At 48.3% G+C, this 8,140-nt stretch carries 6 protein-coding genes; 1 reads left to right on the top strand and 5 read right to left on the bottom strand.

Annotation, left to right across the window (positions count from 1 at the left end):
- Window positions 1-199: 199 nt before the first annotated feature.
- The 5 genes from HMPREF1548_RS06605 to hflX all read right to left on the bottom strand — a co-directional run bounded on the left by HMPREF1548_RS06605 (window position 200) and on the right by hflX (window position 6,963).
- Window positions 200-2,092, bottom strand: coding sequence for an ABC transporter ATP-binding protein (locus HMPREF1548_RS06605; protein WP_021635110.1), 1,893 nt, complete (start codon window positions 2,090-2,092; stop codon window positions 200-202).
- Complete coding sequence (locus tag HMPREF1548_RS06600) at window positions 2,089-3,921, bottom strand: ABC transporter ATP-binding protein (protein ID WP_021635109.1); 1,833 nt, start codon at window positions 3,919-3,921, stop codon at window positions 2,089-2,091. Before HMPREF1548_RS06600 ends, HMPREF1548_RS06605 begins: the two co-directional genes overlap by 4 nt.
- 150 nt (window positions 3,922-4,071) lie before the next feature.
- The gene (locus HMPREF1548_RS06595; protein WP_021635108.1) at window positions 4,072-4,818 is read right to left on the bottom strand and encodes a sensor histidine kinase; all 747 of its coding nucleotides are present in this window, start codon (window positions 4,816-4,818) and stop codon (window positions 4,072-4,074) included.
- Window position 4,819: 1 nt separating this feature from the next.
- On the bottom strand, window positions 4,820-5,545 hold the full coding sequence (locus tag HMPREF1548_RS06590; RefSeq protein WP_021635107.1) for a LytR/AlgR family response regulator transcription factor: 726 nt from the start codon (window positions 5,543-5,545) through the stop codon (window positions 4,820-4,822).
- Between the two features lie 119 nt (window positions 5,546-5,664).
- Window positions 5,665-6,963, bottom strand: coding sequence for a GTPase HflX (gene hflX, locus HMPREF1548_RS06585; RefSeq protein WP_021635106.1), 1,299 nt, complete (start codon window positions 6,961-6,963; stop codon window positions 5,665-5,667).
- Between the two features lie 737 nt (window positions 6,964-7,700).
- Here hflX and HMPREF1548_RS06575 point away from each other — a divergent pair.
- Complete coding sequence (locus tag HMPREF1548_RS06575; RefSeq protein ID WP_021635102.1) at window positions 7,701-8,018, top strand: DUF6951 family protein; 318 nt, start codon at window positions 7,701-7,703, stop codon at window positions 8,016-8,018.
- Window positions 8,019-8,140 lie beyond the last annotated feature (122 nt).

Below are 8,140 nucleotides of genomic sequence, written 5' to 3'. Positions count from 1 at the left end.
AATAATTAGGGAAAGTGACTTTTCCCGATGAAGTTACTATAACAGAAATCCCCTTCCTATACAAGCTGGTTGTTTAAGAAGTATTTTTTAAAACCGTCCAAAAAGTATTGTTAAAAACTGTAACAGTCCGGAAAAAACAATCCGGCTATCTGAAATTCAAATTTCAGGACAGCCGGATTTCCGTTTTCCTCCTTCTTACTTATGAGACATATACCGGTTCCATTCCAAGCGTATCCTCTTCCTCCGTATGCTCTGCGTAGTACTGCGCCTGCGCGTTCCACAAACGTGCATACAGACTGTCTTCCCCGGCCAGTAGCTCCTCATGTCCGCCCCTCTGGACCAATCGTCCTTCCTCAAAGACTGCAATATCATCGCAGAACCGGCAGGAGGAAAGGCGGTGGGAAATATAAACGGCGCTCTTGCCGCCCACCAGTTTTTCAAAACCCGAATAAATCTCATACTCTGCAATAGGATCAAGCGCAGCCGTCGGCTCATCCAGGATAATAAAGGGCGCATCCTTATATAAGGCCCTGGCCAACGCAATCTTCTGCGCCTCCCCGCCCGATATCTCCACACCATCCTTATCAAAATCCCGGTATAAAGGCGTATCAAGCCCTCTGGCCATTTCCTTCAGCCTGTCCCCGAAGCCGATCTGCCCCAGGCTGGACGCTGCCCTTTCCCGGTCTATGTCCACAGCCGCAGCCACATTCTGTCCCAGTGAAAAAGAAAACAGCCGGAAATCCTGAAATACCACGGAAAACAGTTCCAGATATTCCTCATAATTATATTTGCGGATATCGATTCCGTTCAGAAGGATTTCTCCCTCCGTAGGATCATACAGACGGCAGAGAAGCTTGATAAAAGTTGTTTTGCCGCTGCCGTTTCTCCCGACTACGGCAAGATGCTCACCAATCCGCAGCTTCAGGGAAAGATGCCGCAGCGCCCAATCTGAGGAACCAGGATACCTGAAGCTCACATCCTTGAATTCTATTTCAAATTCATTGTCATCCCTTTTTTCCACAGGAATGCTTCCCTGATATTTCACAGGCCTGGAATCAAGAATCCCAAGATAATTTTCAATAAAAGGAGTCTCTCCCCGCAGTTCCGCCAGGCCGCCGGCCATCTCGGAAAAACCTCCGGTAAACTGTGTCACAGCCCCCACATACTGTACTATCATTCCGGCGCCGAAGGCGCCTGCAATGGCTCTCGCCCCTATGAAAAAATAAACACAGCCGCTCAGAAGCATGCCCAGGCCCGCCTTCATCATTTCATAAAAACCGGTAAGAAGACCTTTTTTTCCCAGCCTGTCAATATCCAGGGACTTTTTCAATCCTTCCAGAAGAAGCTTTTCTTCTCCATAAAGACGAATCTCCTTCCCATATTTATATTGCGTGCATTCTCCAGAATAGTAAGCAAAACTCCGGTTTCCCTCCATGAATTCCTTATAAAACTGCATCTCCCTTTCCGTCTGCCTGCGATTCAGACACACAGTACACACCAATGCTCCAGCCAGAAGAAGCAGCATCAGCAGGGAAGCCAAACCAGAAGTAAAAAAAGAGGTCCCCCCTCCATAATCCAAAAAAGCCGGTACAGCGAAAACAACCGAAGCCACAATGGTGCAAATCCCTTTCACCATCCTCTGCACATTGTAGATTGTCCCCCAACACAGGGCTCCATCCATCGTCCTTCTTTCCAGATAGTACCTTTTCTTATTCTGATATCCCGCATCTCCCAGGTTTTCAAAGTCAGTCTTCAGGAATGTATCTCCCACACTACGCAGTTCCTTCCACATCACCTTATTCTGGGCGACGCTGTTTATTTTCCCGATTCCCTGTGAGAATAAAAAAACGGTCAGGTTGCATATAAGCGTAAGCAGTACATAGCTTCCCAGCCTTTGCGCATCCCTGCCTCCTATCAGCTCATTCAGGATTCTGGCGCTGAAATACAGATTCACAAAAGGACCGGCAACCTGCAGCATGGCCTGCGCTGTTACGCACCACCAAAGCTCAGGCGCAAAGCCGTGGTAAATTTTGACCAGGCGCAGCAGCAGATGCATCTGATATTTGTAGCGTTCCCTTTTTTCCGTTTTCATACCGCAGGCCTCCCTTCCGCTTTTTTCTTATAATAATGGCTCTGAACCTCATACATATGGGCATAAGCGCCTTTGGCCGCCATAAGCGCTTCGTGATTCCCCGTCTCCGTAATCCTTCCGTTCTCAAGAAACAAAATACGGTCGCAGAACCGGGTGCTGGAAAGCCTGTGGGAAATATAGAGTGAAGTCCTTCCTTCTGTCAGCTCCCCATAGCTTTGATAAAGTTCATTTTCAGCGATGGGATCCAGTGCGGCCGTAGGTTCATCCAGAATAACAACAAACGCCTTTTTATACAGTGCCTTTGCCAGCAGAAGCTTCTGCCTTTCCCCTCCGGACAGCTCTACCCCATCCTCATTCAGCTCCCGGTTCAGCAGGGAATCCATTCCATAAGGCAGCTTTTGTACCCTGTCCCACAGGCCTGCCAGCTCCAGGCAGCTTTTAACCCGCTCCCTGTCCATATCCTCCATGGCGCCCGAAACATTCTGGGCTATGGTAAAGGGCATGAAATTTGCTTCCTGGAACACCACGGAAAAAAGCCGATAGTACTCATCCCTGCTCAGCTTCGACATATCCTTACCATTAATCAGAATTCTTCCTCCGGTAGGATGATACAGCCCGCACATAAGCTTGACACAGGTTGTTTTCCCTGCGCCGTTCAAACCCACCAGCGCCAGCTTTTCACCGGCCCTGATATGGAAACTCAGATCACGAAGCGTATCCGCCTCCGCGTCCAGATAACGGAAAAAAACATGCTCAAACGTAATATCCACGGCCCTGTTTCCCTCCGTATCCAGGCATTCCTTCCCGTCATTGACAAATCCGTCCGGCATCTCCAGGAAATCCCGGAATTCACAGCACTGTACGCTGAACCGGTTGATTTTTTCCACCTGCTTAGTGATATCGTTAAGCCACTGGGAAACTCCTGCCACCGCGCCGAAATACATGGTAAAATCCCCCGGGGTAATGCTGCCCTCCAGCACCATACGTATCAGCAGCAGATAGCATGCGCCGTCACGCAGAAGATTCAGAATCCCTTGCAGTACATCATCCGCGAACCACCACAGCTCATTTCTTGCGCACAGCTTTATCATGGCCGGAAAATATATGGAAAACAGTCCGCCGAACCACCGGCTGATTTTATATATCCGCAGATCCTTCCCCGCGGCAAAGTCTGTGGGGGCAGCAAACAGATAATTCAGCTTCCGCTCCAGATCCGCCGATTCATCCCGGATTCCAAGCTCCAGCTTCTTAATAATCCGGCCCGCAATATATATGAGCGCGGACATAAGCACAAGCGCCGGAAGCACTGCAGGATGAATGGATGATACAATTCCCGCGTAGATAATCAGGCCCAGGGCATCTCCGCAGATTCCCACAACACAGTCCACTACCGCTTCCCCGCCCGCCGAGCTCTGATATAGAAACTGCAGCGCCTTTTCCTTTTTCCTCTGACCGCCGCTGCTTTCAATATTTGGAAAATCCGTGGTAAAAATCTTTTCCGCCCACAGATACATATAATTCATCCGGTTTTTCAGCCCGATGGCAAAAAGCTTTCCCTGTGCAATGTATTTGTCATACATGTGCAGGGCGCACAATAATGCTGTAAAAATCACAAGAGTTACCGCCAGCCTCCCATAGGCCGCCCCTTCCGTTACGCAGTTGATTACTTCTCTTGGAAGCAATATTCCCATCAGCGGAATCAGTACTACGCACGGTATTCTGGAAAATGCCTGTACCAACCCCCTGCTGTCCCATCCCCACCATTTGGAAAGTGCATAGCGCAGGTTTTGCAGCGTAGTATACGTGAGCTTTTTCTTCTTCTCTTCCATATCCTTTTCACCATCCTGTTTCCTTTTTATGTCTGGGATAAGAATAGCATTTTCTCCCGGTAAAAATAAAAATCGTGCACAAGCGGTATTCCCTCATGCACGAATGGTTTTTATAAACAGCCCCTAATTTTTATAAACAGCTCCTGGTTTTTACAGTGGCAGCATAACCTCGGTTGCAAACACGCCCTCTTCCGTCTGGCGGTTTACATACCCTCCGTTCTGTTTCACAATACCGTCAATCCTCATCAGGCCAAAGCCAAAACGGGCCTGTTCATCCCGACCGCTTTTGGAAGAAAGGAAACGGCCTCCCGTTTTTTTCAGGTTATCTCCTGCGGAGTTGGTGACGGAAATATACAGCTGCTGCTTCATAACCCCTATGTAAACCCGCAGGAATCTTTTTTCCGGCTCCTCTATCCTCATGCAGGATTCGATGGCATTGTCCAGCAGATTTCCCAAAATGGAGCAAAGATTCACATCGGAAACAGCCATGTGCTCAGGCACCCTGGCCTTTGCATTGACCGCTATTTTCCTCGCCCCGGCAAGCGACAGCTTACTGTTTAAAATAGCATCCGCCATCACATTTCCCGTCTTTAATACCTGATCCACGCTGTTCAGATCCTCGTTCAGGTTCTGCAGATACCCCTCCAGGCGCTCCGTCTCCCCATTCTGTACGAAAACCAGCATGGTCTGGATATGATTCTTAAAGTCATGCCTCCACCCCCGCATCTGGCGGTACATATTTTCCACTTCATCCACCTGCCTGCCGATCAGATCATTCTGGAAGCCTTCAATCCTTCGGTCCACCAGACGGGTCAGATACCATCTGAAAAGAAAGAACAGCCCGATCCCCGCCAGAATAATTCCCAATCCGCCTGCGGCTGCCAACCAAAGTTTCATCTCATACCTCCTGCTCTTCCCTTAAATAATAAGAAACAAAGGCCCGGTTTACCTCCGGGAACAGCCGTCGGCTGATGGGTATGGCTGTCCCGTCATCCAGCAGAAGCTCCGTTTTTTTCAGCCGGGCCGCAAATCCAAGTCCCGCAATATAGGAGCGGTGGCACCTGACAAAACGCCCACCCTCCAGCTGCTCCTCCAGGGCGCGGATTCCACACCGCACTTCTGCAGTCTCACCCTTGAAATGTATCTGCACGGTATGGGCAAAGGCTTCAATATATGAAATATCCTTCTGGAAAACACGTACCCGTTCCCCCTCCACCGTGGTAAGAAGCAGATAGCTTTCCTTCACATCCTTTTTCACAGCCTTGTCCAGACATTGAAAAAGCTTGTCCTTTTTTACCGGCTTCAGCAGATAATGAAGGGCCGCCACATCATAGCCCTCCTCTATGTAATCAGGAAGCGCGGTGATGAAAAGTATTTCCAGTTTTTCATCCATTTCCCGCAGATACTTAGCCAGCGAAACACCGTTTTCCCCCTGCATCTGAATATCCAGGAGGATCAGCCACCAGTCCTTTTCCTCCTCCCAGGCAAAGCGGAAGGCCTCCGCGCTGGAAAAAATCTTAATCTGTACCGGCAGGCCGGAATTGGCGGCCCATTCTGCCACATATTTTTCAAGCATACCCGCCTGCTGCGGTTCATCATCACATATGGCTGCCTTCAGCAACATCTTTTTGCTCCTGTTCCCTGTCTTGTAAGGCGCCGCTTTCTTATATGAAAGAGACGCCTTAACCAGTTATATGAAATGCTTTAAATAACAGTCCAGCTTTCGGCAGAGCTGTTACTGCTTTAATCCTCCAGGATCAGATACTCCTTGTATTTGGCGTAATCACTTTCCCGACAGCTTACGAACAGCCTTACTCCCTCGGCCAGGTACTCCTGGCTGATAACCGTCGCATGATCGTTAAAATAGCCTACTATCTCCCCTTTTTCATACGGAATGAGGAAGGAGCCTTCCCTGTTTCCTGAAAATACCCTTTCCTTAATCATCCGCAGAAGCTCCTGCAGCCCGCATCCATCCAGGGCCGACATGAAAATTTTATCCCCGTCAACCTTGGGCAGCTCATCTTTCTGCATAACCAGATCCGCCTTGTTCATCACATAAATACAAGGTATTTTTTCAGCTCCCAGCTCCCGCAGCGTTTCCGCGGTCACCTGCATGTGCTCCCTGTAATGCTCATCAGAAGCATCCACCACTTCAAGCAGCAAATCCGCATACCGGACCTCATCCAGGGTGGAACGGAAAGCCTTTACCAGGCCATGGGGCAGCTTGCTGATAAACCCGACCGTATCCGACAGAAGAAAATCCTTTTTATCATTCTGCGTGATTTTACGCACTGTGGTGTCCAGGGTGGCAAAAAGCATATCCTTTGCCATTACCATTTTTTCCTCTTTCCCCACATAGGTCTCCACCATCTTATTCATCAGGGTGGATTTCCCCGCATTGGTGTAGCCTACCAGCGCCACCTGCGGCAGCGCGGACTGATTCCGGCGCTTACGCTGCGTATTCCTGTCATGCTCTATGGCTTCCAGCTCCCTGCGAAGCTCGCTGATCCGCTTTTCTATTTTTCTTCTGTCCAGCTCAATCTGCTTTTCACCGGTACCCTTATTGCTGAGGCTGCCGCTGGCGCCGGCCTGCCTGCCCAGCGCTTCCCTCATCCCTACCAGACGGGGCAGCATATACTGCAGGTTGGCCGATTCCACCTGAAGCCTGGCTTCCCTTGTCTTCGCCCTGCGGGAAAAAATCTCCAGGATCAGGTTGGTTCTGTCCATAATGGGCACCCCCACCTCCTTCTGCAGGTTTTTCAGCTGGGAGGGGGAAAGCGTTTCATCAAAAATCACATAATCCAAATCCATCTGGTCAACAGCTTCCTGTACCTCACGTACCTTTCCGCTTCCAATATAAAATGCGGGATTCGGCGTTGACAGATTCTGTTCTATAATAGCCGCAACCTCCATCCCACAGGCCTCTGCAAGGCTTTCAAGCTCCCCCATAGCGGTTTCAAAATCCGGGTTATCATCAATATTTACTCCCACCAGAAGGACACGGGAGATTTCCGTCTGATCCATATTATTTATTTCGTTCATTCTATCCTCTTTTCCGCGCCGCTTTGTAATTTGCTGCAGGCTCGAACAAAGCCCCAGGCTTGCGGCAGCAGCGCAGACACAAACCTGTTATCTATATGCTGCTTTTATTATTCTTCCTTAATCTGATAAATTTTTTAATCCACATGCTAAACATATCTGTCGGAACTGTAAAATACATTTGACAGTCCCTTACCTCCTTTTTCTCATTTTCAGGTACAAAAAAAGAGATTGCTTCCCGCAGTATCCGGAAAACGGCAATATGCCCGGACTCCTGCCTGTAAGAAACAAATATTATTCCCCATATATATGGCAGCATACAAAAAAATCCTACAACTGTCCGGATTCCTGACAGCTACAGACTTCTTTCCGCACCGGCGGTATCTGTTCCCGGCCGGATTGCAGAAGGCTACTGTGCCATATATTTTATTCGGGAATAACTATCTGAATCTTATTCTAATAATCAATCTCTCTGACCTCTGTTTTTCTGAATATTTGATTGTAAGTACCTGAAAATGTAATTACATTCTCATGATAGTTTGGAGAATGGCTGTTGTCAAGATAATTATTTGAAAATTGAGTAATATAAAATGTCCAGGCAACAGTACAGTTATCCCGACTGATGCGTTTATCCTGTGAATATACAAACCATAAATAAAAGAATCTTGAAATATTTGTCATAAAACAATATAATTGCAAGATAGATATGTTATAAAGTTTATTACAAGGGGGAAAGAAATATGACAACAGTACAGGTTGATCCGGGTGTCTGCGGATTTATAACAAAAGTAGAGGCAGTATCCGAAGATCAGGAAGAAGTAAAAATAACAGTGAAATCAGGATGTGAGAGCGTCCGTAAAATGATGGAGGAACTGGGAGACACCTTTGATGCCTTTGAGCTTTGCCTTACGAAACCGGGACAGGGTCCGTTGTTTGAATATGCGGGAGATCATTTCCCGATCCATGCAGCCTGCCCTGTAATTGCAGGAATCATCAAATGTGCTGAAGTGGAATGCAAACTGGCTCTGCCTAAGGATGCGCAGATAAAGTTTATTTGAGCATAACAGACTCATAACCGACTCCGGAGTCGGTTATGAGTCCGGATAAATGCCCGGGGCATGCACCCGTACGGGCGGCCCATTGTGCACAAAGGGTGTGTCAAATAAACTGTGTATCACGT

The organism is Clostridium sp. KLE 1755 (assembly GCF_000466465.2).
In the GTDB taxonomy this organism is placed as follows: Bacteria; Bacillota; Clostridia; order Lachnospirales; family Lachnospiraceae; genus Eisenbergiella; species Eisenbergiella porci.
Note: the sequence above shows the minus strand (reverse complement) of the source record. Positions and strands in the feature narration are given on the sequence as shown.

What these genes read in the sequence shown, in the direction of transcription:
- HMPREF1548_RS06605 (WP_021635110.1), bottom strand. Translation starts at nt 2,092, where the DNA reads ATGAAAACGGAAAAAAGGGAACGCTACAAATATCAGATGCATCTGCTG.
- HMPREF1548_RS06600 (WP_021635109.1), bottom strand. Translation starts at nt 3,921, where the DNA reads ATGGAAGAGAAGAAGAAAAAGCTCACGTATACTACGCTGCAAAACCTG.
- HMPREF1548_RS06595 (WP_021635108.1), bottom strand. Translation starts at nt 4,818, where the DNA reads ATGAAACTTTGGTTGGCAGCCGCAGGCGGATTGGGAATTATTCTGGCG.
- HMPREF1548_RS06590 (WP_021635107.1), bottom strand. Translation starts at nt 5,545, where the DNA reads ATGTTGCTGAAGGCAGCCATATGTGATGATGAACCGCAGCAGGCGGGT.
- hflX (WP_021635106.1), bottom strand. Translation starts at nt 6,963, where the DNA reads ATGAACGAAATAAATAATATGGATCAGACGGAAATCTCCCGTGTCCTT.
- HMPREF1548_RS06575 (WP_021635102.1), top strand. Translation starts at nt 7,701, where the DNA reads ATGACAACAGTACAGGTTGATCCGGGTGTCTGCGGATTTATAACAAAA.